The 24,350-nt window shown below is 61.3% G+C and carries 25 protein-coding genes; 14 read left to right on the top strand and 11 right to left on the bottom strand.

Translation table 11 applies throughout. The features are described from left to right. The first annotated feature begins 3 nt into the window (after positions 1-3). The 8 genes from U1A24_RS09190 to U1A24_RS09155 all read left to right on the top strand — a co-directional run bounded on the left by U1A24_RS09190 (position 4) and on the right by U1A24_RS09155 (position 7,710). On the top strand, positions 4-1,068 hold the full coding sequence (locus U1A24_RS09190) for a 2Fe-2S iron-sulfur cluster binding domain-containing protein (protein WP_322321683.1): 1,065 nt from the start codon (positions 4-6) through the stop codon (positions 1,066-1,068). A 37-nt stretch (positions 1,069-1,105) separates the two neighbouring features. Continuing rightward, complete coding sequence (locus tag U1A24_RS09185) at positions 1,106-2,164, top strand: aromatic/alkene monooxygenase hydroxylase subunit beta (protein ID WP_322321681.1); 1,059 nt, start codon at positions 1,106-1,108, stop codon at positions 2,162-2,164. A gap of 11 nt (positions 2,165-2,175) precedes the next feature. Next, positions 2,176-2,544: an MmoB/DmpM family protein gene (locus U1A24_RS09180; protein WP_322321680.1), complete on the top strand. Its 369-nt coding sequence runs from the start codon at positions 2,176-2,178 to the stop codon at positions 2,542-2,544. Between the two features lie 59 nt (positions 2,545-2,603). After that, complete coding sequence (locus U1A24_RS09175) at positions 2,604-3,629, top strand: amidohydrolase family protein (RefSeq protein ID WP_322321679.1); 1,026 nt, start codon at positions 2,604-2,606, stop codon at positions 3,627-3,629. Next, positions 3,629-4,456, top strand: coding sequence for an iron-sulfur cluster assembly protein (locus U1A24_RS09170; RefSeq protein ID WP_322321678.1), 828 nt, complete (start codon positions 3,629-3,631; stop codon positions 4,454-4,456). The genes U1A24_RS09175 and U1A24_RS09170 overlap by 1 nt, the downstream gene beginning before the upstream one ends. A 51-nt stretch (positions 4,457-4,507) precedes the next feature. Next, positions 4,508-6,139, top strand: a complete 1,632-nt coding sequence (locus tag U1A24_RS09165; protein WP_322321677.1) for a molecular chaperone GroEL — start codon at positions 4,508-4,510, stop codon at positions 6,137-6,139. Positions 6,140-6,175: 36 nt separating this feature from the next. After that, positions 6,176-7,219 (top strand): NAD(P)-dependent alcohol dehydrogenase, encoded by a 1,044-nt coding sequence (locus tag U1A24_RS09160; RefSeq protein WP_322321676.1) that lies wholly within the window; start codon positions 6,176-6,178, stop codon positions 7,217-7,219. Between the two features lie 95 nt (positions 7,220-7,314). Beyond that, the gene (locus U1A24_RS09155; RefSeq protein WP_322321675.1) at positions 7,315-7,710 is read left to right on the top strand and encodes a VOC family protein; all 396 of its coding nucleotides are present in this window, start codon (positions 7,315-7,317) and stop codon (positions 7,708-7,710) included. Between the two features lie 78 nt (positions 7,711-7,788). Here the strand turns inward: U1A24_RS09155 and U1A24_RS09150 are convergent, their stop codons facing one another. From U1A24_RS09150 to U1A24_RS09110, 9 genes are all read right to left on the bottom strand, one after another. Then, positions 7,789-8,244: a DoxX family protein gene (locus tag U1A24_RS09150; protein WP_322321674.1), complete on the bottom strand. Its 456-nt coding sequence runs from the start codon at positions 8,242-8,244 to the stop codon at positions 7,789-7,791. 82 nt (positions 8,245-8,326) lie between these two features. Beyond that, positions 8,327-8,644 carry a hypothetical protein gene (locus U1A24_RS09145; protein ID WP_322321673.1) on the bottom strand — a complete coding sequence of 106 codons (318 nt, stop codon included), beginning with the start codon at positions 8,642-8,644 and terminating at the stop codon, positions 8,327-8,329. Between the two features lie 125 nt (positions 8,645-8,769). Continuing rightward, complete coding sequence (locus U1A24_RS09140) at positions 8,770-9,438, bottom strand: potassium channel family protein (RefSeq protein ID WP_322321672.1); 669 nt, start codon at positions 9,436-9,438, stop codon at positions 8,770-8,772. After that, entirely contained in the window at positions 9,419-10,594 is a 1,176-nt protein-coding gene (locus U1A24_RS09135; RefSeq protein ID WP_322321671.1) for a low temperature requirement protein A, read from the bottom strand. The genes U1A24_RS09140 and U1A24_RS09135 overlap by 20 nt, the downstream gene beginning before the upstream one ends. Positions 10,595-10,832: 238 nt before the next feature. Then, a complete protein-coding gene (locus tag U1A24_RS09130) occupies positions 10,833-12,074 on the bottom strand; it encodes an ABC transporter substrate-binding protein (RefSeq protein ID WP_322321670.1) in 1,242 nt (413 codons plus the stop codon). Positions 12,075-12,142: 68 nt separating this feature from the next. Then, positions 12,143-13,195: an aldo/keto reductase gene (locus U1A24_RS09125; protein ID WP_322321669.1), complete on the bottom strand. Its 1,053-nt coding sequence runs from the start codon at positions 13,193-13,195 to the stop codon at positions 12,143-12,145. Beyond that, positions 13,192-13,533 (bottom strand): TIGR04076 family protein, encoded by a 342-nt coding sequence (locus U1A24_RS09120; protein WP_322321668.1) that lies wholly within the window; start codon positions 13,531-13,533, stop codon positions 13,192-13,194. Before U1A24_RS09120 ends, U1A24_RS09125 begins: the two co-directional genes overlap by 4 nt. Then, positions 13,533-14,003 carry a DUF3830 family protein gene (locus tag U1A24_RS09115; RefSeq protein ID WP_322321667.1) on the bottom strand — a complete coding sequence of 157 codons (471 nt, stop codon included), beginning with the start codon at positions 14,001-14,003 and terminating at the stop codon, positions 13,533-13,535. The genes U1A24_RS09120 and U1A24_RS09115 overlap by 1 nt, the downstream gene beginning before the upstream one ends. Further along, positions 14,000-14,707, bottom strand: coding sequence for a GntR family transcriptional regulator (locus U1A24_RS09110; RefSeq protein ID WP_322321666.1), 708 nt, complete (start codon positions 14,705-14,707; stop codon positions 14,000-14,002). The genes U1A24_RS09115 and U1A24_RS09110 overlap by 4 nt, the downstream gene beginning before the upstream one ends. A gap of 91 nt (positions 14,708-14,798) precedes the next feature. Here U1A24_RS09110 and U1A24_RS09105 point away from each other — a divergent pair, with 91 nt between their 5' ends. Genes U1A24_RS09105 through U1A24_RS09085 form a run of 5 tightly spaced genes read left to right on the top strand, consistent with a single transcriptional unit; the run spans position 14,799 to position 19,438 of the window. Next, complete coding sequence (locus U1A24_RS09105) at positions 14,799-15,563, top strand: ABC transporter ATP-binding protein (protein WP_322321665.1); 765 nt, start codon at positions 14,799-14,801, stop codon at positions 15,561-15,563. Beyond that, entirely contained in the window at positions 15,560-16,297 is a 738-nt protein-coding gene (locus U1A24_RS09100; RefSeq protein ID WP_322321664.1) for an ABC transporter ATP-binding protein, read from the top strand. The genes U1A24_RS09105 and U1A24_RS09100 overlap by 4 nt, the downstream gene beginning before the upstream one ends. Further along, positions 16,294-17,202, top strand: a complete 909-nt coding sequence (locus U1A24_RS09095) for a branched-chain amino acid ABC transporter permease (RefSeq protein WP_322321663.1) — start codon at positions 16,294-16,296, stop codon at positions 17,200-17,202. The genes U1A24_RS09100 and U1A24_RS09095 overlap by 4 nt, the downstream gene beginning before the upstream one ends. After that, positions 17,199-18,143, top strand: coding sequence for a branched-chain amino acid ABC transporter permease (locus U1A24_RS09090; RefSeq protein WP_322321662.1), 945 nt, complete (start codon positions 17,199-17,201; stop codon positions 18,141-18,143). The genes U1A24_RS09095 and U1A24_RS09090 overlap by 4 nt, the downstream gene beginning before the upstream one ends. Next, the gene (locus U1A24_RS09085; protein ID WP_322321661.1) at positions 18,143-19,438 is read left to right on the top strand and encodes an FAD-dependent oxidoreductase; all 1,296 of its coding nucleotides are present in this window, start codon (positions 18,143-18,145) and stop codon (positions 19,436-19,438) included. The genes U1A24_RS09090 and U1A24_RS09085 overlap by 1 nt, the downstream gene beginning before the upstream one ends. 94 nt (positions 19,439-19,532) lie before the next feature. On the opposite strand, the gene U1A24_RS09080 is transcribed toward U1A24_RS09085, so the two are convergent. Continuing rightward, positions 19,533-20,879, bottom strand: coding sequence for a sigma-54 dependent transcriptional regulator (locus U1A24_RS09080; RefSeq protein WP_322321660.1), 1,347 nt, complete (start codon positions 20,877-20,879; stop codon positions 19,533-19,535). Continuing rightward, positions 20,876-22,501 carry a sensor histidine kinase gene (locus U1A24_RS09075; RefSeq protein ID WP_322321659.1) on the bottom strand — a complete coding sequence of 542 codons (1,626 nt, stop codon included), beginning with the start codon at positions 22,499-22,501 and terminating at the stop codon, positions 20,876-20,878. Before U1A24_RS09075 ends, U1A24_RS09080 begins: the two co-directional genes overlap by 4 nt. A gap of 222 nt (positions 22,502-22,723) precedes the next feature. Between U1A24_RS09075 and U1A24_RS09070 the strand changes: the two genes are divergently transcribed. Continuing rightward, positions 22,724-24,085, top strand: coding sequence for a dicarboxylate/amino acid:cation symporter (locus tag U1A24_RS09070; protein ID WP_322321658.1), 1,362 nt, complete (start codon positions 22,724-22,726; stop codon positions 24,083-24,085). The last annotated feature ends 265 nt before the right edge of the window (positions 24,086-24,350 follow it).

The following is a 24,350-nucleotide window of genomic DNA, read 5'->3' as shown; positions in this document are numbered from 1 at the left end:
CAGATGTCAGAAACCTTCACCGTTCGATTGGAACCCGTCGGGGTCGAATTCGAAGTGGCAACCGGCGAGACCGTGCTGGACGCCGCCTTCCGTCAGGGCATTTCGCTGCCGCATGGCTGCAAGGAAGGCCAATGTTCGGCTTGCAAATGCAACCTTACCGAAGGCGAGGTCGAACTGTTGAAATACTCCACCTTCGCCTTGTCGGATGGTGAACGCGAACAGGGCGGCATCCTGCTGTGCCGGTCCCTTGCGCAAGACGATCTGACCATCGAGCTGTTGAATTTCGACGAGGAACTGCTGTCGAAATCCATTGCGGTCAAAGACTTTAAGGGGAAGATCACGGCCAAATCCAACCTGACGCATGACATCCGGGCCATCGAAATAGACATCGAAACGCCGATCAAATTTTGGGCCGGGCAATATGTCGACATCACCGTCAGAACCAAAGATGGGGAGGAGATTACGCGCTCGTTCTCCATGGCAAATACGCCGGACGAAACCCAAAAACTCCGGTTCATCATCAAAAAATACCCTGACGGAAAGTTCAGCAATGAACTCGACGCAGGCGGTATCGAAGTCGGAGCCGCCGTCACCGTGCGCGGACCCTACGGCACCTGCTTCCGCCGTGAAGGACGGACAGGGCCGATAGTGCTGGTCGCCGCAGGTTCGGGCATGTCGCCGATCTGGTCGATCCTGCATGACCACATCGCCAGCGGCGAAAAGCGTCCGGTTCATTTCTTCTACGGTGCCCGCACCCAGACTGATCTGTTCTACCTGCCGCAGATCGCGGCCATCACCGCCGCCCACCCGGAAATCAGCTTCACCCCGGTTCTGTCACACGCCAGCGATGATCCCGATTGGCACGGCGCGCAGGGCTTTGTGCATCAGGTGGTTGGCAGCGAACTCAAGCGATTGGGCATCGAAGACGGCGATGCTTACGCCTGCGGTCCACCGCCGATGATCGACGCGCTCAGCCCGGTTCTGTTCATGCTCGATTTCGACCCCGAGCGCACCTTCTACGACAAGTTCACCCCGTCCACCGCACCCGCGCCGATCAAAGCGCATTGATACCAAAGGGTTAAAACCCACCACAAGGGAGAGAGACATGGTTGCCACATCAAGCTCGGTTGGCTCAGGCGCCGCAGGGGCCGCGATTTTCGCCGACAGCGAAAGCCGCCGCTACCGCTACTTTGAGCCCCGCGCCAAGCGCGCCACCCATTACGAAGACGTCACGGTTGACGTGCAGCCCGACCCCGAACGCTACCTGATTCAGGATTGGATCATCGCGTTCCCGGATGGTCGCGGGGCCTATGAAAAGGGCAACACCAAGGCGCAAAGCAGCAACTGGCACGCCTTCCGCGCCCCCGATCAGGAATGGGAACGTACGCATTACCAGCGCCAGTCGCGCATCGAAGTGATGGTGCAGGCGGTGATCGCCAATGGTCGCAAATCCGGCGCGCAACTGGTGTTTGATGCCGCTTGGGGCAAGACCCTGCAAAAGCATCTGGGTGCGTGGAAACACGCCGAATTCGGCTTGGGCTGTGCGCTGATGCAAGCGCAGCGTCAGGGCTACACCCAGATGATCAACAACGCGACGCTGACCAATTCGTCGTACAAACTGCGGCTGTCGCAGGACATCACGCTGTATCTGGCCGAGATCGGTATGGATATTGCCGGCTGGGATGACGAGGCGGGCAAAACCGGCTGGTTGGAAGACCCGATGTGGCAAGGCACCCGCGAAGCCGTCGAAACCATCATGGGCACCGAAGATTATCTCGAACAGTATTTCGCGATCAATCTGGTGTTCGAACCACTGGTTGGTGAGCTGTTCCGCTCGGGCTTCCTGATGCAGTTCGGTGCTGCCAACAACGACTTCATGACGCCTTCGGTGATCGCGGCGGCAGAAGGCGATTACGAGCGTAACCTCGCCAATGCCATCGACCTGATCTGGCTTCTGGCCAATGACGAAAAGTTCGGCGCGCAAAACCGCACGCTGTTTCAATCCTGGGTCAAAAAGCATGGCGCACTGGCCGACAAGGCCGCCCGTCAGTTGCAGCCGATCTGGTCAAAGCCGCATTCCAAGCCGATCAGCTTTGAAGAAGCGCGCGCCGTTTCCGAAGAACGTTTCGCCAAGATCCTCGGCGAAGTTTCCCTGTCCCGCTGAAAGGAAGTCCCATGTCAAACGTTGCACGCGACAATTCGCACGACAACATCTTCAAGGCGATGAAGGACATCACCTTTGATAAAACCGTTTCGCATCAATGCGGTGTCACCATGTCAGATTCGGTCGAGGCCCGCGCCATCGCCGAATTCATGGATCAAAAGCCGGGGGTGACGGTGACGTATAACCCCGCGCTGATCCGCATTGATGGTTCCGGCAAGCTGATCTTCAAAATGGATGAGATCAGCGAATTCTTGGGCCGCGAAATGACCGCCGAGTTGTTCGAGGTGAATTCCTCGACCCACTATGGCCGCATGGTGCGCACCGACGACAACACGGTGATCCTGTTCGGCGATATGAACGAGATGCTCGAATACATCTGAAAATCCGGTGCGGGGGCAACCTCGCACCCCCTTTCAACCCATTCCCAAAGGCAACGAAGATGTATGTAACCCCCGAAGGCAAAGAGATTTTCGTGGTCGATGGCCACGCCCATTTCTGGGACGGCAGCCCGGAAAATCAGAAAAACATCCACGGCAAGCAGTTCATCGACTGCTTCTATGCCTACCATACCGGCCTTTCCCCGAAAGAGCAGCTTTGGCAGAAGTCGAAGTTCGAGAAATACAGCGCAGATGAACTTTACAATGACCTGTTCATCGACGGGCCCGACGACATCGCCATCTTCCAGACCACCTCGCTGAGCGACTTCTACAAGACCGGCTTTGGCTGCATCAAGCGCACCAGCGAAATCGCCAAGAAATATCCCAACCGTTTCATCGTCAACGGCGCCTTTGATCCGCGCGACGGCGAAAAGGCCTTGGAATACATCCACTTCATGAAAGAGACCTATGACATTAAGGGGGTGAAAATGTACACCGCCGAGTGGAATGGGGCCTCGAAAGGCTGGCGGCTGAACGATCCGGCGGCGTATAAATGCTTCGAGCTGTGCGACAAGCTCGGGATCAAGAACATCCATGTGCACAAGGGCCCGACGATCATCCCGCTCAGCAAGGATGCGTTTGATGTGCATGATGTGGACTATGCCGCGACGGATTTCCAGAACCTCAACTGGATTGTCGAGCATTGCGGCCTGCCGCGTCTGGATGATTTCTGCTGGATCGCCACGCAGGAAACCAATGTCTATGCGGGCCTTGCCGTGGCCCTGCCGTTCATCCATTCCCGCCCGCGCTATTTTGGCGAGATCATGGCTGAACTGTTGTTCTGGCTTGGGCCAGAGAAGATCCTGTTCGGCTCGGACTATGCGATCTGGACGCCGAAATGGCTGGTCGAAAAGCTGTGGGCCTTCCAGATCCCGGAAGACATCTCGGCGGAACGCGGCGGCGTGCAACTGACCGATGAGATCAAGGAAAAGATCCTCGGCCTGAACGCGGCGCGGCTCTACAACATCGACGTCGCTGCGCGCAAAGCCGAATTTGCCGCGCATCCGATCTCTATCGCAGCCGAGTGATGACCATGACCGCGCCCACACCTTTCGTCTTGGATGACGCCCCGTTAAACCAAGCCCCATTGGAACAAGTGTGGGCGCGGCTTGATCTGGTGATGGACCCCGAACTCGATGAACCCGTGACCGACATGGGCTTTATCGAGGCGGTGTCGATCACCAGCCCCCCTGATCAGAACATCTCTACGGTGCATGTCAGCTTCCGCCTGCCAACCTACTGGTGTTCGCCCAACTTCGCCTTCCTGATGGCTGAGGGTATCAAGCGTCAGATCGAAACCCTGCCTTGGGTCGGTCAGGCCGTGGTGACGCTGCAAGACCACATGGCCGCCGAGGAAATGAACGCCGCCGTCAACGCCGGGGCCAGTTTCGGCGCGGTGTTTGCCGAACTCCACCCTGATGAAAACCTTGCTGCGCTGCGGGAGAAGTTCGACATCAAGGCGTTCCAGCGTCGGCAGGAAGTGGTGATCAAAGCGATGCTCGCCATGGGTTTCCTGCCCAATGAAATCCTGACCATGCCGCGTGCGCTTGTCGAAATCGCCGAGTTTGCCGACCCCGATGCTGTCCGTCAAAAAGCCCGCTACCTCGCGATCCTCGACGAAAAACACCTCGCTCCCAGCCCGCGCGATCTGGCGTTCCCCACCTATCAGGGCACCAGAATTGACGATTACCCGCAGTATATGGACCTGCTGCGCGCGGTCAGGATCAACATGGAATTCTCCGGCTCGCTTTGCCGGGGCTTGAAACGCAGCCGCTACCAAGAGGCCGATCTGTCCGGCGATATCCCGGTTCTGGTCGATTTCACGACCCATACCCCGACGCACGCCTGCCGCTGACAGGCGATCCCAAAAACACTGCAAAATCCGGCTTTGGCCGAAGGAGGAACTATGCCCAAGATCATGATCCACGGTAACGACGCCCGCCGCGCCTTGGCGCATGGCGTGCAGAAACTGTCGGCGGCGGTTGAAGCCACACTCGGCCCGATGGGCATGAACGCGATGATTGATCGCCCGATGGGCACGCCTTTGATCAGCCGCGATGGCGTCTCGATTGCCTCGGAAATAGAGTTGTTCGACCGCTTTGAGAACATGGGCGCGCAGGTGGTGCGCGAAGTCTCAATGCAGACCAATGACGTGGCAGGCGACGGCACCACCACCTCGATTGTGCTGGCCAATGGCATGATCCAATCCGGCGTGGTGCTGATCGACAAGGGCGCGAAGCCCGTCGATCTGTGCCGTGGCATCGCGATGGCGGTAGAGGCTACCACCCATGCCCTCCGCGCTGCGGCCAAGCCCGTCAAAGATCACGCCGTGCTGTCGGCGGTCGCCAAAATCTCGGCCTCCAGCACCGAACTGGGCGAACTGGTCGCCGAAGCCTTCCGCCGCGTCGGCGCGCAAGGCGTGATTTCCACCGATTACGGCACCGGCAACACCTCAACCCTGCAGGTGGTTGACGGCATGGCCTTTGATCGCGGCTATATTTCGCATCACATGGTCACCGATCTCGATGCGATGCGCGCCGTGGTGCTGAACCCCTATATCGTGCTGACCGATATCAAGATGAAGACCGCCAGCCAGTTGGATGCCGCCAAGGCGATTGCCGCCGAGGATGGCCGCCCGCTGGTGATCATCAGTGAAGAAACCTCGCCCGAGGTGCTGCTGACCCTTCTGGGCAAAGACGGCCCCGGCAAATTCCTCGTGGTGCATCCGCCAGAATTCGGCCACTGGCGCCGCAATATGATGGAGGATCTGGCGATCCTGACCGGCGGCAAGGTTCTGGCCCGCGATCTGGGAGACAGTCTGGAAAACATTACCCGCCTGGATATGGGGTCTGCGGAACGGGTTGAGGCGACCAACTCCGACACCATGATCATTCGCGGCAATGGCGATCCGCAAGCCATCGCCGCCCGCCGCGCGCAAGTGCAGCGCCTATACGAAGTCGCCCCTCCCAACGTCGACAAGGACAAGCTGCAAGAGCGCCTCGCCAAACTCTGCGGCGGCACCGCGACGATCTTCGCGGGCGGCGTTACGCCAGTGGAGCAAAAACGCACCATCCAACTGATCGAGGACTCCTTGAACGCCGTGCGCGCTGCATCAGACGAAGGCGTTCTGGTCGGCGGTGGCGTGGCACTGGCGCGGATTGCGCCCTCGCTGGCCGAACTGGCGCTGGCCGAGCAGGGCGATGTGCGCCGCGGCATCGAGTTGGTGCAATCGGTTCTGACCCTGCCGCTGGCCCGCATCGCCTTTAACGCAGGTGCTGAACCCAATGACGTGGTGCGCAAGGTCTGCGCGCTGCATGGCGATCACGGCTACAACGCCGCCACCGGAATCTATCAGGATCTGATGAAATCCGGCGTGATCGACCCGGTGCGTGTGACCTATTCAGCGCTGATGAATGCAGCTTCCGTCGCGACGCTGATCCTGACCACCGAAACCCTGATCGCCGATCTGGCCGAGGATGAAGACCCGACCGCAGGCGCTGCCTTGGGTGGCGGGGCCGAAAAGCTGGGCCGTAAGTGATTGGTTGACCATTAGAAATCAGGAAAGGGCTGCGCCATGAAAGCCGCAAGACTTTACGAATACGACCCCGCGATGAACGTCCAGTTGAAGATCGAAACCGTCAAAGCCCCCACCATCATGGGGCCGAATGATGTGATCGTTAAAGTCGGGGCTGCGGGCCTCTGCCGCACCGATCTGCACATCATCGAAGGCGTGTGGAAAGACATCATGGATCAGGGCGGCAACCTGCTGCCCTATATCATGGGCCACGAAAACGCCGGTTGGGTCGAGGATGTCGGCTCGGGCGTCACCTCGGTGAAACCCGGCGATACGGTGATCTGCCATCCGCACCGCACCTGCGGCATCTGCCTGTCCTGCCGCTACGGCGATGACATGCACTGCGAACACAGCCTGTTTCCGGGCCTCGGGCTGGACGGCGGCTTTGCCGAATACTTCCTGACCTCCGAGCGCAGCCTGATCAAACTGAACCCCAACATCACGCCGCTCGATGTGGCACCAATGGCCGACGCTGGCATCACCGCCTATCGGGCGGCGAAAAAAGCCGCCAAAGCCCTGCGCCCCGGCGCTTATTGCGTGATAGTCGGGGTAGGGGGCCTCGGCCATATCGCCCTGCAATGCCTGCATGAAATCTCGGGCTGCCGCATCATCGCGGTCGACCGTGAACCAGCAGCCCGCCAGCTGTGCAAAGACCTCGGCGCGGATTTCGTGCTGGATGGTGGCCCGAATATCATCGAGGAAATCAAGCAAATCACCGGCGGCGGCGCGCAGGTGGTGATGGATTTCGTCGGTGAACTCGGCGTCGAAAACCTGTGCTGGAAGATGGTGCGCCCCGGCGGCGAGCTGATCATGATCGGCTACGGCGGCAAGATCGAAGTGCCCACCGCGCATCTGGTGATCAACGAAATCAACATCGGCGGCTCATTGGTTGGCAACTACACCGAACTGGTCGAACTGATGGAGCTGAACGCCGACGGCAAGGTCAAGATGCACTATGCCGAATACAGCTTGGACAACATCAACCAAGCCCTCGATGATTTCAAACACCGCCGCTTTGCAGGCCGTGGGGTGATCGTGCCATAGGCTGGCAGGGCAGGGCTAAAACCCAGCCATTGAAACCCCAAGCTTGCTGCCGCAAATTGCGGCAGCAATGCCCGCCCAAATTTTGAGGAGTCCTTATGGCCAAAGCCATCCATGCGATGATCCGTGTGCTAGACGAGGCCCGCTCTGTCGCGTTCTATCAACAAGCCTTCGGGCTGAACGTCGCGGATCGTCTGCCCTTCGACCGCTTCACATTGGTCTATCTCAGCAACCCCGAATCCGATTTTGAGCTGGAACTGACCATCAACTCCGGGCGCACCGAACCCTATAACATCGGGGACGGCTACGGCCATCTGGCGCTGTCGGTCGCAGATCTTGAGGCCGAACACAACCGCTTGACCGCCGCAGGCCTTGCCCCGCGCAAGATCGTCGATTTTGCTCCGGCAGGCCAAGTGATCGCCAGGTTCTTCTTTATCGCCGACCCGGATGGCTATCAGATCGAAGTGCTGCAGCGTGGCGGCCGCTACCTTTAGGCCGCAGACCGGCCCGGTTCAAAAGCCAAACGGGCCGGACGCTGCTGCATCCGGCCCGCGGCCATCAGAAAGATCGCGTCAGATCTGGCGTCCGATCACACGGTCCACCGAGTACCACCCGGCCCCCTTCAGCGCAAAGAACAGCGTCACGCTGGCCCAGATGATCGAAAGCTCGGCACCTTTATAGCCCTGATCCAGATGCACCCAGTGGAACCACACCGTCACCAGCAACACGAAGGTGGTGGCCAATGCGGCAGGACGGGTCAGCAGGCCAGCAATCAGCAGCAGGCCGCCAAAGAACTCGGCCACGGCCAACGCCGTCGCCCAAAGCCAGCCCGGATAAAATCCGATGCCTTGCACCATCTCGACCGCACCCAGCGGGTTCTGGATCTTCGGCCAGCCGTGAATCACGAAAGCCACGCCGACCACAACGCGCAGCAGCGTCTCGGCCAAAGGCGCAAGCCGCGCGTAAATCGGTGCAAGTGCGGGGATCAGATAGCGGACGTCGCCGCTGTTTTGGGTATCATTGCTCATGTCATGTCTCCTGAGGCCGCGCTTTCCGGTCTTTCCGGGGCGGCACTGAAATCGGTTCGGCCCCAAGGGGCCAGCACAGCTTTCAGACAGAGACGCGCGGTGGTTTCCAGGGTGGCACCTGCGTTGGCATAGGCTTGGCCAGCGTCAAATGGTCCGAGACCGCAACACATCCGCCGTCCAGACCAAACGTCACATCGGCCAGCAAAATCGCATCGAAGCACTTCTTGCCAAGCGGGTCGCCCGAGGTCTCGGCCCCCGCGCGCAACGCAGGGTCGATACACATCTCAACGCCGGATGCCTTCACACAACCGCTGCCCGAAGGCGATCCGCTTGCCGTGCCAAGCACCGCCACTAGGGCGATGGCGACAAGCAGATGGATCAATCGGGGCAGCAAAGACATGTAGGGCTTTTCAGTTAGCGCGGGGCGGTTCAGTCAGGGTCACCAGCATAACAGCAAAGCCTGCGGGCGGCCAGTGCTGGGCTATGGATCGTCCCGGCGTGGCTCCTGCCGCTACGCCAAGGCGCTTATGGTGCCTTGGGGCTGGCATGCATCCCGACCAGCCGCGACAGCAGGATAACGGTGTAAAGCACCCCGATCACCGCCTCAAAAATCGCGAAGGATTGTGCATAAAACCCCTGCGGCGTGATATCGCCATACCCCACCGTGGTCAGCGTGACATAGCTGAAATAGACCATCTGTTGCCAAGAGATCGGTTGACCCGAAGCCACCGCAAACGACCCCGGCGCGATCCATTCGATCAATGCGAAAATTGCCGCAAACCCCGAGCCGATCACCAGATAGATCGAGGTCGCCGCCAGCAGTACATCCGTCATCACCACGCTGGCGCGGAAGATATACACAGCCAGCACCCACCCCATTACAAGGTGATAGGCAATCGAGCTTACAAACACCGCCAGCGCCGTCCAAGGCCCCGGCGTGTAAGAGTTCAACAGCCCCGCCACGATCACCGCCGCTCCGCAAATCGCAGCAAGCCCGCGCATCCGCGCATCCGCCACCAACCCCCAAGTCGCCACCACAAAGATCAAGCCGTAGAACATATAAAACAGCGCAGGCCAGACCCCACCCAGATCCGACAGCGGATAGATCAGGTTGTGAACCAGCATCGCCAGCAGCAAGCCCAGCGTCACCCGCAGCCCGCCAATGGGTGGCACCTTATGCATCGGCTTTACCATGCGCAAAGCTTGCCAGCGCCAGCATCACCGCCAGCACACCAGCGCCAAGCCACAGCCCATTCAGATGCAGCATCAGGCAAAGCCCGCCCCACACCGCCAAGCCCAAAACCGCCGCCAGATAGCTGAACGGCAGTTTCTGCGCCATAGTGCGATGAAACAGCGCCGAGCCCGCCAGAAAGATCGCAGGACCCGCAGTGGCAATCAACGCCACTGGCGCATGCACGGACTCCAGCGGATGCGCCACGATCATCTCAATAGCGACGGCCACCACAATCGCCCCGCAAACCATCACGCCATGCGCATAGGCCAGCCCCGCCCGCGCCAGCTTGGTGTGATCGCTTGAATGGGCAAAGCCATGCTCGCCCGCCTCGGACAGATGCACGAAATAGATCCACCACAGGCTGAGGATCAACATAAACCCCAGCCCCGCCGCCACGAGAACATCGACTTGCAGCGGGTGTTCCACCAGTAAGCCACCAAGCAACAGCACCGATTCCCCCAAAGCGATGATGAACACCTGCTGATTGCGCTCCAGCAGGTGCAAGCCCCGCAAGGGCCAGCTTTGCATCGGGGTCGCGCCGAACCTGGGCAGCCAGAAGCCATGATAGGGTGCGGCGTAATCCAACAGCACCGCGACGATCCACAGCCAAACCCGTTGCTCTGGCAGCACTGCCCCCGCCACCCAGAACAGCCCGGAAATCGCACTCCACGCGCAAAGCTGGGCATAGTTCTGCCCCATCCTTTGGCCGCGAAACACCAGCGCCATATAGCCCGCCCGGATCACCGCCATGGTGACATAAGCCCCGACGAACAGCCCCGCCCGGCTGCCATAAGCCTCGGGCATCGCCACCGCCATCAGCAAGGCGCAGCCCATCAGCACGGCCATCAGCGTCCGCCCGCTGGCATGATCGGGGTTCAGCCAATTCGTCGCCCAAGCGGTGTAATTCCACGCCCACCACACGGCGGCAAACAAAGTCACCGCCTCCAACGCGCCCAGCCAGCTTTCATGCGCGAGCAGAAAATGCGACAGTTGGATGATCGAAAACACATAAACCAGATCGAAGAACAGCTCCATATTGGTCACGCGCGGGCTGTCTTGCGGGCCAAGTTTGCGCAGGGCGCTGGTGGGGATGAAGCGGTCGATAATAGATTGCAACTTGGCTGACCTTTAAGCTGCGTCACTGATTTTAAGATATATTCAGGATATTTGACGCCGCTGCAACAAAAGCTGTTCTCGCCTGACCCTACTAACTGTCGGCGGCAAGCCAGTCTTAAACCCTTCGCGGGGCAGGGAAGGGCGCATGAAAAAAATCGGCCCAAGCTGCGGGCCGATCTTGTCTTGTGGTGTTGTCGAACTTTGAGCGCAGCAGAAATGCCGCGCCCAAAAGGCTAAGTTACTTCACTTCGGCCTTGACCGCATCGACATCCGCTGTGGTCATCTCGCCAATCGTGGTGACTTTGCCGTCAACGATCTGCCACAGCCGGAACGGCCCCGAGATATCGCCGTATTGGTCGAAATTCACCGGACCAATCACGCCTTCATAGCGGATCGCCTTGCCCTCTTTGATCAGCGCCAAAGCCTTGGTAAACTCTTCCTTACCGGCGTAAATCACCTCGCCCGCCGGATCGACTGCCTTGCGCAACGCCTCCGGCAGTTTCGCCGCATCCGGCCCACCCGCGATGGCAATCGCCAGACCCACCAGCGCGCCCGCATCATAGGAACGGTCAGCCGCAGGTGCCGCCGGGTCCAGCCCCGAGAAGGCGTTATAGTTGGCGTTGAAATACTCGGTCGAGGCCGAAGCCACGCTGCCCGACGAGGTACCGTAGGCCCCGCCCAGATACTCCGCACCAACAGCGGCGATGAAATCATCCGAGTTCATGCCGTCATTCAGCAGGAATTTCTGCACGCCACCTTGGGAAATCCAGGTCCGCGCGATGGTCGCCCCATCCACCGGGTCCGAGATCAGATACAACGCATCCGGCTCGCCCGCCAAAGCCGCCGTGACTTCTGACGCATAGCTGGATTGCTTGGCGTTATACGGCGTCACGGAAACCACCGTGCCGCCCAACGCGGTGTAGGGCGCGGTGAACTCCTTCACCAGATTGACGCCGAAGTCGTTGTTCTGATGGATGATCACGATTTTCTTCATGCCCTGATCCATCGCGAACTTCGCCGCAGCCACGCCCTGCAGCGCGTCCGAAGTGATGGTGCGGAAGAACACGCCATTGGTTTTGCCATCTTTCCCCAGCGCCGTCAGCGTCGGCGAGGACGAGGCGGGTGAGACTTGCAGCACCTTCGCGGGCCCGGTCACCGAGGTCAGGATCGGGATCGACATTGGGCTGATGATGCCACCAATGATCGCAGGCACCTTGGCCACCTGAACCAGTTGCGTCGCCGCATCAACGGCAAGGTTGGCCTGCGTCTGGCTATCGCGCGTGTCGGTTTTCAGTGTGCAGCCCGCCACACCGCCCGCATCGTTCAGATCGCGAAACGCCATTTCCACCGATTTCGCCCCGGCCTGACCATAAGCCCCGGCCTCACCTGTCAGCTCCAGCACCAGCCCGACGGTAATGTCGCAGGCCTGCGCGCCGATCGGCATCAGGGCTGCAACGCTGGCTAGAAGTAACTTTCTCATATCGTCCTCATCTGTTGGAATAGCCTTATATTATCCGCGCAGGTTCAGGCTGATCCGCGCGCTGGCGTTCAAGACGCCTTATTCAGGTTGTATTTGATGATCTGGCCGTGCCGCCCATGACGGTCACGCTCCAACGTATAGGTGTCGCCTTCCGGCACATGCCCCTGCGCCAGCACCGCCGCGATTTCCGCGCGGTCTTGCGCAGACAGCCGCAGCCCGGCCACCTTCAAATTCTGCGCCAGATGGCTGCGATTGCGCGCCCCCACGATCACCACCGCCACCGCAGGTCGATCCAGCATCGCCGCACTGGCCACCGTGGCAATATCGGTGTCATGCCGATCCGCGATCCCGCGCAGGCACCGCAGCAGGGCCTGAAACAACTCCCAACCGCCGAAATCATCAATGATCAGCTTGTATTTCGTGAGGGAGCGGTTCTCCAACGGATGCTCCGGCTCGGCCACGCCCAACCAGCGATCCCCCAAAAACCCACCCGCCACCGTGCCATAGCAGAAAATCCACATGCCATGGGCCTCGGCCGCCTTCGCCAACAACCGCTCGGCCCGCGAATCCAGCAGCGAATACTGCACCTGCATCGACAGCAACGGCACGCCGGCGCCGATGATCTCCAGCGTCCGCGCGGTGTCGAAATTCGTGCCGCCGATCTGATCAACCTTGCCCTCCAGCCGCAGCTCATTCAGCCAGCCGACCGCCTCCAGATAACGCGGCACCGCGTAGTCCCACCAATGAAACTGCACCAGATCCAACCGATCCATCCGCAACCGCGACAGCGAAGTTTCCACGCTGCGCCGAATGGTGGCGCGGTCCACCACCGCCAATGCCTCCAGATCCGGCACCAGCTTGGTATGCACCTTGATCCGCGCCAAAGCCTCGGCCCCGCGCTGATTGCCGTAAGCAGTGCGGAACGCCCCGATCAATTCCTCGACCCCGGTATAAATATCAGCACAGTCAAAGCTGGTGATCCCGGCATCGGCGAAGGCGATCATATCCTCGACTTGCTGCGCGCCGTCCACCGGGCCATGCCCGCCCGCCAACTGCCAACCGCCACGGATCACCCGAGACGTGGTATAACCGGGGCGCAACTCTAGGGTGGGAACACTCATTCTGCGGACTCCTCAGGCAAGGGAACGGCGGTGGTATCAGCATGCGAGAACCGCCGCTTGCCCAGCCTTGTGATGCGCAGCCGTGACGGGCAATGCGGATCGGGGCAGGCGACTTCGGCATCCGAGGTCATCCAGTCATGCGGATGCGTCACCCGCTGCTTGGCGGGCAACAAAGGCAGGATCGACGACAGCGAATAGATCGAAAAGCTTTGCCCCGGCGGCATATGCAACTGCTCGCCATGCAGCTCAAACCAATCGCCGACCTTGCCGCAGTAAATCTTCGCACCTTCAGGAGCGACCAACTCCACCCGCAGGTCGTAAAGCTCGAACTCATCCATCAAAGTGCCCTTTCAAACGTGATCTCGCAAGCGCCCGCACGGCGGATTTTGCTGCAAGCCTCGGCCAAAGCCGCGCGGTCCTCGGCGCGCACCTGCGCCACCACCGAGCCCGCCAGCCAGCCAATCGGAAACAACATCCGCGCGCCGGGGCCATAAAACAGCCCGATGTCAAAGATCGGATCCGGGTTGCCGCCCCACATCCGCGCCGGCACATAGGCCAGCACAATATCGCCGGGTTGCGGATGCAACGTCGCATTCTCGGGCGGCAAGGCAGGCTCATCGCCCAGATGCGCGCTTGGGATCGGGCAGGAAATCTCCGGCCCTGTCCACATCGCATGTATCCCCGGCACCACACGCGGGGTTTCCAGATAGCGCCACAGGAAAGCCGCGTTCACCGGAGCCTTCTCGGGGTTCAACACCGCCAGAATATCCATACCAGAAGCGGCGTGGTTGATGCGAATAGTGTTCATGCGGCGATCTCTTTCGACAAAAGTTTCTTGCGCAAAAATGCAAACGGGCGGCTGATATCGGCGACCAAAGCCTCGCGCGCGGCCTGAGCTTTGCCCGCTGCCAAAGCCTCAATCATCGACAGATGGAAATGCGCAGAGTCGCTTTCACCAGCCTCTGAGAACGCAAAGATTGCCGCCCGCGTGCAAGGCCCCGATTGCAGCCACAGGCTTTCGATCATCGGGATCAGCACGGGCGAGCCGCAGGCATTGTAAATCTCAAAATGAAACGCCTGATTAAGTGCCGCTTCCTGCTCCACCGTCGCCGGATCACCGTCCAATCGCAGCGCCTGCCACTCCGCCATAAGCCCCCGCAGGATGGCGATATTGGCGGCGGTCATCCGGGGGGCGGCCAAAGCAATCGCCTCACCCTCAATCAAAATCCGCGTGCGCAGCAGATCGTCAATCCGCTCCAGCGTCATCGGCGGCACCCGGATTGATCGGTTCGGCAGCGCCTCTAACGCGCGTTCGCTGATCAAACGTCCCAAAGCATCGCGCACTGGCATCGTTGAAGTCATCAGCGCATCCGACAACTGCCGGATCGTCACCACTTGCCCCGGCGCGAATAGCCCACTGATCAAGGCGCGGCGCAGTTCGGTATAAACCCGATCCTGCACGCTTTCCCGCCCCACCGGAGCCAGAGTCAAACCTGTGTCAGCAACCGCCATCTGAACCTCACGAATCATCTTGCTAGAATTAATTAGACGCCCATACTGTGATCAAATCAAGTGTGATCACAGATCAAACATCAAGGTGGCCATGACAGTCTTGCAAGCGATCAATGTGTCTAAGCGCTTCGGCGGCGTCACTGCCGTGGATCAGATGTCGTTCTCTGTGGCCTCTGGCGAAATCCTTGGCCTGATTGGGCCGAACGGCGCGGGCAAGACCACGATGTTCGACCTGCTGGCGGGGTCGGTTGCGGCCACCTCCGGCCAAATCAAGCTGATGGGGCAGGATGTGACGAAATCGGCAGCCCATCGCCGCTTGGCCGGGGGCATGGGCCGCACCTTCCAAATCCCGCGCCCGTTCCCTGAACTCTCATTGCTCGAAAACATGCTGCTCGCCCGCCAAGATCAAAGCGGCGAACGGCTGTGGGCAAACTTCACCGCCCCCCGCCGCATTGCAGCCGAAGAACGCGCCGCCCGCGACAAGGCTTTGGGCCTGTTGGACCTCGTGGAATTACGCCGCTTGGCCGATGATCCCGCCCGCATTCTATCCGGTGGTCAGCGCAAACTGCTGGAACTCGCCCGCGTGATGATGGCCGACCCAAAGGTGGTGCTGCTTGATGAACCCGCCGCCGGGGTGAACCCAACCCTGCTGGAAGTCCTGATCGACCGCATCCGTGACATCAACGGCACCGGCGTCACTTTTGTTCTGATCGAGCATAACATCGACATGGTCACCCGCCTCTGCCACCGCATCCTCGTGATGGCCTCAGGTTCGATGCTCTGCCAAGGCACCCCCGAAGACGTCGCCCGCGACCCCCGCGTCATTGAAGCCTATCTCGGAGGCACCCCTGCATGAGCATCCCCAATGTGCCCATCCTTGACGTAAGGGGCCTGATCGCAGGCTATGAGCCCGGCCTTTCCATCGTCAAAGGCGCGTCCATCCACGCCGATGAGAAAGAAATCGTGGTGATCCTCGGCCCCAACGGTGCTGGAAAATCCAGCTTCATCAAAGCCATCGCGGGCCTTGTTCCCATCACCGGCGGCCAAGTCCTGCTCGACGGCCGCGACATAACCCACGGTGCCGCCCACCTCCGCGTCCGCCAAGGCCTCGCCTTCGTGCCCCAAACCGAAAACATCTTCCCGCTGATGACCGTCGAGGAAAACCTCCGCGTCGCAGGCGGCATCCTGGCCCGCAGCGAAGTGCAGGCCCGCATTGATGAGACCTACACAATGTTCCCAGACCTCGCCCGCCAGCGCAAACTCGCCGCAGGCAGCCTCTCGGGTGGCCAGCGTCAAATGCTGGCCGTGGGCCGCGCCCTGATCGTGCATCCCCGCGTGTTGATGCTGGACGAACCCTCGGCCGGCCTGTCGCCAAAATTTGTTGAAATGGTCTTCGCCCGCCTGAACGAAATCCGCCGCGCCGGCCTGACCATCGTCTTGGTCGAACAAAACGCCCGCGCCGCTTTGGCCATCGGTGACCGCGCCTATGTGCTGGTTGAAGGCCGCGAAGCCCACGAAGGCCGCGCCGCCACCCTGTGGGATGATCCGGTGGTAGCAGAGCTTTACCTTGGCCAGCGGAGGCACGCATGAACCTGCAATTCATCGTAGACGGCCTGATCTCGGGCAGCCTGATCGGCCTCGGTGCCATCGGCATCACGCTGACCTATTCCATCCTGCGCTTCTCCAACTTCGCCCACGGTGATTTCATGGCCTGGGGCGCGTATGGCACCCTCACCGTCGCAGCCGCCATCGGAGCCTTGGTCGGCACCACCGCCCCGATAGGCGCGCTTTCCTTCGGCTGGCCCCTGATCGCCGCCACCCTAATTGGCATGATCCTGACCGCCTGCCTCGCCCTGCTGCTCGACTGGCTGCTGTTCGCTCGTCTGCGCGACCGCGGCCAGTCGATCATCGTCGTGATGGCCTCCTTCGGGGCATCCATGGCCCTGCGCAGCCTGCTCGAATTCATCTTCACCTCCAGCCCGACCTACTTCTCGCGCGGCATCCAGATGGCGATCCCCGTGGGCCTCGGCATCCGCATCACCCCCGACCAAATGGTCATGCTCGCCACCACCGTGATCCTCGTCACCGCCATGCACTTCTTCATGAGCCGAAGCCAAACGGGGCGCGAGATGCGCGCCTACAGCCAGAACCCCGCGCTGGCCCGCGTCGTCGGCATCGACACCGCCCGCGTGGTGCGCGCCACATGGATCATCGGCGCGGCCCTCGCCTGCGCCGCCGGAGTCATGGTCGGCATCCTCGTGCAAATCCGCCCGCTGATGGGCCTCGACCTGCTGCTTCCCATGTTCGCGGCTGCCATCCTCGGCGGCATCGGTTCGGTGCCCGGAGCCGTCCTCGGCGGCCTGATCATCGGCCTGTCCGAGGCCGCCGCCGTGCAACTGATCGGCGCGGAATGGCGCGCCGCGATCGCCTTCGCCATCCTGATGGCGGTGCTTCTCGTTCGCCCGATGGGCCTGTTTGGAAGGGCTGAAAGATGATCGACCTCCTCGGCTACGGCGCGTTTTTCACCTCAAGCGCCTTGATTTTCGCCCTGATCACCCTTGGCCTGAACCTGCAATGGGGGCAAACTGGCCTCTTCAACGTCGGCATCGCGGGCTTTGTCGCGATCGGAGCCTACACCTCCGCCATCCTCACCACGCCCGAGACAGCCGACCGGATCGGCGGCTTTGACTGGCCGATCCTCGCAGGCTGGCTCGCCGCAGCCCTCGTCACCGCCGCCGCCGCCGCCTTTACCGGATTTGCCACTCTAAGGCTGAAATCCGACTACCTCGCCATCACCACCTTCGGCGTCGCCGTCGTCGTGCAACTGGTGGCGCTCAACGCCCAATCCCTGACCGGAGGCCCCTTCGGCGTCGCCTTCATCCCGCGCCCTTTTGCGAGCCTGCAAGACCAACCCGCGTTGTTCAACTTCATCAACCTCGGCGTCATCGCCGCCGTCACCATCGCCGTCTACCTCGCGCTGGAGCACCTCGCGCGCAGTCCATGGGGCAGGGTGCTGAAAGCCCTGCGGGAAGACGAACGCGCCGCAATTTCCCTCGGCAAATCCGCCCGGTCCTACCGCATCCAGGCCTTCGCCGCAGGCGGGGCCGTCATGGGCCTAGCCGGAGCCGTCCAAGCCCATTTCATCGGCTTCATCGCCCCCAACGGCTATCTGCCGACCCTGACCTTCCAGGTCTGGGCGATGCTGATGGTCGGCGGATCAGGCTCCAACCGAGGCGCAATCCTAGGCTCGGTCGTGGTCTGGGCGATCTGGGTCGGGGCAGGGGCGTTCAGCGCCGCGGTGGTTCCCGGTGATTGGCAAGCCCGCGCGGCATCTTTGCAAATCGTCGCCATCGGCGTCATGCTGTGCCTGATCCTGCTGTGGCGACCGCAAGGCTTCTTCGGCCCACACGGCCTGTTCGGAAAACGCCGCTCGTGATGCAAGACCCCGCAACCCTTTGGCACGCCACCGCAGCACCCGCACCACGCCGCCCCCCAGCACAAGGCGAGATCACCGCCGATCTTCTGGTGATCGGCGGTGGTTTCGCGGGCCTGTCCACCGCCTTGCACGCCGCCGAGGCTGACCTAAAGGTTGTGCTGCTAGAGGCGAACCAAATCGCCTCCGGGGCCACAGGCCGCAATGCGGGCTTCGTGGTGCCGAACTTCGCCAAGGTCGATCCCGAAGCCGTCCGCGCCGCTTTGGGTGAAGCCAAAGGCAGCCAACTGGTGCAAATGGCGGCCACCAGCGCCGATCTGGTGTTCGATCTGATCCAGCGTCACGCCATCGCCTGCGATGCGCAGCGTTCCGGCTGGATACAACCATCCCACTCCGCCACCGCCCTTGCCCGCGCCAAAGACCGCGTGCGCCAATGGTCCGCCGAAGGCCGCCCCGTCGAGTTCCTAACCGCCGCCGCCGTGCAATCCTTGACAGGCGCGCAGGGCTGGCTTGGCGGCTGGATCGACCATTCCGGCGGCGTGCTGAACCCTGTCGCCTATGCCCGAGGTCTGGCCCGCGCCGCCGAGAAAGCGGGCGTGCAGTTGCATGAGAACTCCCGCGTCACAACCCTCACCTCCACGCCCGAAGGCTGGCAGGCCCGCACCGAAACCGCCACCATCCAAGCGGCCCGCGTCGTCAATGTCACCAACGCCTATGCAGATAATCTGATCCCCGGCCTCGCCCAAAGCTTCTTCCCGCTGAAAGTGTTCCAGATTTCCACCGAACCCTTGCCGCAATCCCTGCGCGAACGGCTGCTTCCCGGCGGTCAATGCGTCTCGGACAGCCGCCGCAACCTGTTCACCTTCCGCTTCGACGCCGCCAACCGCCTGATCACTGGCGGCATGCACATTCTGGGCATTGGCGCCGACGCCCGCGTGCCAAAAACCATCCACCGCCGCCTGGCGCAAATGCTTGATCTGCCCGACCTGCCGTCGCTGGCCTATCAGTGGTCCGGCATCGCTGCCGTCATGCCCAGCTTCCTGCCCCGCCTGATCACCCCAGCCCAGGGCCTGATCGCAGGCATCGCCTGCAACGGGCGCGGCATCGCCATGACCACCGCCATGGGCCGAGAACTGGCCCTTTGGGCGCTAGGCACCCCACCCGAGGCGCTGGCCATCCCGGTAAGCCCCCCCGCGCCGATCCCGTTGCACGCCCTGATGCGCCACGCCCCCAACGCCTTGCTACCGATCAGCCAACTGCGCGACCGTATCGAAAGCCCCGCCGGATTGGGCCGCTAAAGCCCTCAGTGCGCGGTGCTTAACAAATCCCTAACGGAAAAACTCAAGCAACTGATTTAAATATACAATTATTTTTGTCCACGCGTGGACACGCCTATTTCCCCCGGCCCCGAAACCCCTCAGGCCTGATCCCCAATCGGTTCACCTTGTCATAAAACGTCTTTCTCGGCAGCCTCAACCTCTCCATCGCCCGGCTGACATTGCCCCCACAAATCAACAAAGCCTCCCGGATCACCCCCGCCTCATAAGCCGCCATCATCTCGGACAACCCCACCACGTCCTCCCCCGCACCCTCCCCCCCAAACGCAGGCAACCCCAAAGCCAAAGACTCCGCAAACTGCATCAATTCCCGCGCATTCCCCGGCCAATCATGCGTCGCCAACCTCGCCTGCGTCAGCGGCGTGATCTGTGGCACCGGCAGGTTCAACCGCCCGCAAGCTGCGAGCAAAAAATGCCGGAACAAGATCGGAATATCCCCGCGCCGATCCTTCAATGCGGGCACATGCAGGGTCACGCCGGACAGCCGATAATAGAGGTCCGGCAGAAACTCCCCCCGCGCCACCATCGCGCCCAGATCCGCCTGCGTGGCCGCCAGCACATGCAAATCCACCGCCCGCGCGGCAGAGGCCCCCGCCGCCCAAACCTCACGCGCCTCAATCACATGCAGGATACGGGCTTGTTGGGGCAGGCTCAGCCGATCAATCCGGTCCAGAAACAATGTGCCGCGATGCGCCTTCTCCAGCCGACCCACCAGCCGGGTATGACGCGGCGCGCCGGGTTGGCCCGCCTCGGCCCCGATGAAATCGAGATCGAACCGCACCGCATCCAAGGCATCGCAGGCGACATGCACAAAGGCGCGGGCATGGCGCGGCCCCTCGCGGTGGATCGCGCGGGCGAGCAGGGTTTTGCCAGCTCCTGAAGGCCCAGTGATCAACGCATCAACTCCCGCCTCAGCTAACCGCGCCACGGTATCGCGCAGATGCACCATCGCCGTGCTGTCGCCTAATAGTTGCCCCGCCGCCACCGGAACCCCGCGCAAGGCCCGCAGTTGGCGGTTTTCCAGCACCAGGGCGCGGGCTTGCACGGCGCGGCGCAGCGCGGCGGTCAGCGCATCAAGGCCCACCGGCTTGGTCAGAAAATCCCAAGCCCCATCGCGGATCGCCGCGACCGCCATCGCCACATCACCATGCCCGGTCAGCAGGATCACCGGCAGTTCGGGGTCTATGGCGCGAATGCGGCGGAAGAGCTCAAATCCGTCCATACCGGGCATCCGCACATCCGACAGGATCACGCCGGGATAATCGGCATCAAGGCTCTGCAAGGCAGCGGTGGCCGAGCTGAAAGCCTCGGGCAGAAACCCGGCGATACGCAGGGACTGGGTCTGCGCTTCCAGCAGATCGGTGTCATCATCGACAAGGCGGACCAGTGGCAGGGCAGTCATGCGCGTGTCAGCCTCATGCGAAAGGTAGCACCTTGGCCGGGCAGCGGCGGGTCGGCGGTCAGCTCGTTGCCCAAGTCACGGATGATGTCCTGTGCAATCACCAGGCCAAGGCCCAGACCATCGGGCTTGCTGGTGGCAAAGGGTGTGAACAGCTGTGCTGCGATATCAGGGCGCAGGCCGGGGCCGTTATCTGCCACGCTGATCATCACATGGGTGGCGTCGACGGTGACAGTGATGCGGATTTCGGGATCAGGCCGCCCCGCCAAAGCCTCTTGCGCGTTCTGGATCAGGTTCACCAGAACCTGCTCCAACCGCACCGCCTCGGCCCGCACCATCAGCTCGGGGTCGGCACCTTCGATCACCAGTCGCGCACCTTCAACCCGACGGCGCGAGGCGGTCAGCATGACCGAAGCGTCAATGGCCTCTTTGACGCTGACGGATCCCACCTGTCCGGTTGCTTTGCGGGAAAAGCCGCGCAGATGGGTGGTGATCTGGCCGATACGTTCAGACATGCGCACGATCTTGCCAAGGTTTTCAGCCACCTCAATCGGGGCGGTTTTCTGCAATGCCAGCGCGTTTTCGGCCAACAAGCGGATCGTGGCCAGCGGCTGATTGACCTCATGCGCCAAGCCCGCTGTCACTTGTCCCAAAGTCGCCAGCTTGTTGGCCTGCACAAGATCCGCCTGCATCCGGGCCAGACGCGTCTCGGCGGTGCGGCGCTCGGCCATTTCGGCGGTGAGATCGCGGGTGCGGTCCTCGACCGCGCGTTGCAGATCGGCGGTGTAGCGCCGCGCGGCCAGAGTGGCATTCTCTGCCCGACGCCGCGCCCGCCCTGATCGCCAGATCAATGCGCCGAGGATGATCTGCAACCCAAGCGCCGCGCCTGCAGCCAATGCCCCGGCCTGCCGCGCCGGAGCCGTCGAGGTGCTGAAGGTCAGCGTCCAATCGGGCGCACCGGGCACCGGGCTGGTCATATTCAACTTGTCTTGCAAGCGCGGCATCGGCTTGAACCGCTCATCGCTGGCAGAAGATAGCAAGATGATGCCTTTGTCGTCGCTGACGCGGGTCTGATCAGGGCTGCGGGCCCAGCTGGCCTCCAGCACGTCAAACTCCATCTTGACGACCACAATGCCGGCAACGGCCCCTCCCTCTGAAACCTCATGTGACAAATACAGACCGGGGCGATTGCTGACCGTGCCAAGCGCGAACTCCAGCGCGGTGCCGTTGGCCATCGCATCGGTGAAGTAGCGCCGGAAGCTGTAGCTGCTGCCGACGAAAGACACCGGCTCGTCCCAGTTTGACGCGGCAATCGCCACACCTTCTGTATCCAGCAGATAGATCACATTGCTGCCGGTCTCTTCGCGCAACTGGTCCAGTTTTCGGGAAACCAGCTGTTGCGCGCCGCTTGATCCGCGCAACAGCGCGTCTTTCACCATCCCGTCATCCGACAGGATTGCCGCTACGGCGCGCTGCGTGGCCAGCACGCTTTCCAACGCCTGCACCCGCGAGTCCGCCGCCGCCGTGGCCTGTTCGCCAAGCCGTGACAGCGCTGCGGCATGGGCAAGGTAGAACGCAAGCGCCAGCACGCCGACTGCGGTGGCGGCAAGCACGCCGCGTATCATCAAGCGATTGAGACCAAGGATCATCGCAAAGCCCATTGTTTCACTTTCCACACTATCCGAAAAATCATGTGTGGAAAAGCGCACAAAATTGCACTGCCACCAATACGAAAAACCTATGACTTCAATGCATTGCCGTTATGCGCCTCATTTCTGCGCATCTGTTGAATGGATTGTAATCATAGCGTCACAGATTCGTCATCCGCATGTTGGGAGGAGACCACAATGCAGATCAACACTGCCGCTTCCGTGGCACAAGCGCCGCGTCCGTTCTATCGTCACCTTTATTTCCAGGTCATCTTCGCCATTATTCTGGGCGCGTTGATCGGGCATTTCTGGCCAAGCTTTGGCGAGTCTCTGAAGCCGCTTGGCGATGGCTTCATCAAGCTGGTGAAGATGATCATCGCCCCGGTGATCTTTCTGACCATTGTGACCGGGCTTGCGGGCATGACCAGCCTGCGCGGTGTCGGATCGGTTGCAGCCAAAGCCTTTGGTTATTTCTTTGTGTTCTCAACGCTGGCTTTGGTGGTTGGTTTGATCGTCGCCAATGTGGTGCAACCGGGCGCGGGGATGAACATTGATCCCTCCACTCTGGATGCCTCTGCGGTGCAGGGCTACAGCGAGAAGGCACACGAGAGCACCGTGACGGGCTTTGTGCTGAGCATCATCCCGGACACGATGGTTTCGGCTTTTGTCGACGGCAACATCCTGCAAGTGCTGTTTGTCGCCATTCTGTTCGGGCTTGGCCTGATCTTGATCGGTGAAAAAGCCCGGCCTGTGGTCGAAATCTTTGAGGCCGTCAGCAGCGTGGTGTTCCGCGTGGTGGATCTCCTGATGAAAGCCGCGCCGATTGGAGCTTTTGGCGCTTTCGCCTTCACCATCGGTAAATATGGCATCGGGTCGATCGTGAACCTGGCGGCTTTGGTGGGCACGTTTTACCTGACCTCGGCTTTGTTCATCGTCGTGGTTCTCGGCTCGGTTTGCGCGCTGAACGGCTTCTCGATCTTCCGTCTGATGGCTTATCTCAAAACTGAAATCCTGCTGGTCTTGGGCACATCATCGTCTGAATCGGCGCTGCCTGCGTTGATGGAAAAGATGGAGCGGGCGGGCTGCGCGCGCCCGGTGGTGGGATTGGTGGTGCCGACCGGCTATTCCTTCAACCTCGACGGCACCAATATCTACATGACGCTGGCGGCGCTGTTCATCGCACAGGCAACCAACATTGATCTGTCGCTGGGCGATCAGATCACGCTGCTGGCCGTGGCGATGCTGTCGTCAAAAGGCGCTGCCGGGGTGACCGGGGCGGGCTTTATCACGCTGGCTGCGACGCTGTCGGTGGTGCCTTCGGTGCCGGTGGCGGGGATGGCGATCATCCTTGGGGTCGACCGTTTCATGTCAGAATGCCGCTCGATCAGCAACTTCATCGGCAATGCCGTGGCAACGGTGGTGGTCAGCCGCTGGGAGAACGCGCTGGATCGCAGCAAGCTGGACGCTGCGCTGCGGGGCGATGCATTGCCCGAACGGGCTGCGGTGCAGGATCTGCACGCTCCGGCGGGCCTGCAGTTGGGCGAGGCGAGCGCGGACTGAACCGCAACACTGACCAGAATATCCTGCAAGACGCGAGGGGCCGACTGGCTGCCTCGCGTCGCATGTTTTGGGGGGGCGTGGTGCCAAGCACTGCGCAAGTGAAAACGGTGCGTGAAGTGGTCCGCACAAGGCAACCCGACCGTACTGATGGTGGGACGATACCTCTCCTGTGATGTGGATACTCTCGAATATTGCTCCACCCATCTGACGAAGGCATTTTGACCTTTAGATTGATTTTCTGTGCCACAGAATTTGTTCAGCATGG

The organism is Cypionkella sp. (genome assembly GCF_034376685.1).
Taxonomy (GTDB): domain Bacteria; phylum Pseudomonadota; class Alphaproteobacteria; order Rhodobacterales; family Rhodobacteraceae; genus Cypionkella.
This window is presented reverse-complemented; position numbering and strand designations above follow the sequence as displayed.